At 69.4% G+C, this 1,470-nt stretch carries 3 protein-coding genes; all 3 read right to left on the bottom strand.

Going from position 1 to position 1,470, the window contains the following annotated elements:
• On the bottom strand, positions 1-519 hold a 519-nt coding region (locus tag G6R24_RS20895; RefSeq protein ID WP_175087720.1), incomplete at its 3' end, for a tyrosine-type recombinase/integrase.
• Entirely contained in the window at positions 516-809 is a 294-nt protein-coding gene (locus G6R24_RS23090; RefSeq protein ID WP_217451506.1) for a hypothetical protein, read from the bottom strand. The genes G6R24_RS20895 and G6R24_RS23090, both read right to left, overlap by 4 nt.
• A 122-nt stretch (positions 810-931) precedes the next feature.
• Positions 932-1,470, bottom strand: a 539-nt coding sequence (locus tag G6R24_RS20885) for a replication initiator (protein ID WP_338084492.1), incomplete at its 5' end; no start/stop codon positions are given.

Here is a 1,470-nt window from a genome sequence, read left to right as displayed (position 1 = left end):
CACATCGTCGAGGTGGAGTCGACCCACTTCGGTGCGACGACCGCCGGTGTCCATCAGTGTCCGGATGATCGCGTTGTCTCGGCGATCAACGAAAGCCTTGCCCGCGCACGTGGCCAAAAGCGCGCGAATCTGGTCGTCCTCGAGCACCGGCACCGGCTGCTCCGGGACGACTGGCGGACTCATCCGTTCGAGGGGCGATCGGCTGATCTCGTCTTCGTCGATCAACCAGGCGAACCACTGCTGCAACGCCCGATAGACCTGGTTGGCGTAGGCCGCGCTTCGCCCCTCGGGACGTCGGGGGCTTGGCAGGGTGCGGAAGTCGATCAGAAACTGTTCGACGTGGCCACGCTCAATGCCGGTCACGTCCTCGGGTGCGTCGTCGCGATCGAGGAGCCAAGCCACGAAGAGCATCACGGCGTTCAGGTAGATCTGACGCGTCTTCGCCGTCTTGTTCGCCGCTTCCATTGACCTGTTCCACGAGGTCAGCAGCAGTTCCCACATGGCGTCCGGCTGGATCATGCCAGACCCCCGGCGGCGCGGCGGCGGGCCTGGACGCTGCGCAGCGCGAGCCGCTGCATGTGCTGCTTGCGCAGGTGCGTAGCCCGGCGGGCCCGCTCTTCGGGAGGGAGGACCCCGTCGGGGTCGGCCAAGGACTCGAACTTGCTCAGGAACGCCCGGCGGGCGGGGACGGTCATCGCGACGGGGTCCTCGGTGGCGAGCCGCGCGTTCACCGCGATCTGAGCGCGCAGCCGGCGGACGGACGCCGGTAGTTCGGCCCGGCGGACGGAGAGAGCCTCGCCAGAGGCCACAGCGTGGGCCTGTCGTGACATCGGGGGGTGGGTCACGATGGCTGTGCTCCCTTGCGGAGTGCGTCCCGTGACGGCCTGCTTGGCGGTTTTGGCGTCACGGGTGCGCGAGTGGCGGGGGGTCGTCAGGTGGCGGCGGGTTCGCTGGTGCGGGCGGCCTCCCGTCGGGAGCGGGCGAGGGTGGCGGCGAGGTCGGCGAGGGCCTGGTCGCCGGTGCGGGCGTAACCGGCGGCGTGGTACTGCCAGTGCGTGACGGTGAGGATCTGCTCGTCGTCCGCGGCCCGTCCCCACGCGTCGAGCGGGACCCGTTCTTCGCCGGTGGCGGTGTGGGTGCGGGCCCAGGTCCGGCGGCGTTCCCGGCAGACCGCGAAGGTCGTGGAGTACGCCCGGCTTTTGGTGATCCAATGTCCGTTGAAGCCGAACTGGTGCGCCCAGCGGCCCAGGCCCAGTGGGCGGAACGTCGACCAGGCGGCGAGCTGCCAGGCGGTTTTGACGATCGCCGCGTGATGGGCGGGCAGGAAGATCATTCGGGTGGTGAGGTCGTCGACGTTCTTGATGCGGCTGTCGAGGGCGCCGGAGGTGCTGACCGATTTCGTGACGTACTTCGCGAGGTAGTTCCCGACGGCGGCCGGGGTGAGCTCACCGCCGTCGACGGTGAGCGTGC

The organism is Candidatus Frankia nodulisporulans, from assembly GCF_902806475.1.
Lineage (GTDB): Bacteria > Actinomycetota > Actinomycetes > Frankiales > Frankiaceae > Frankia > Frankia umida.
This window is presented reverse-complemented; position numbering and strand designations above follow the sequence as displayed.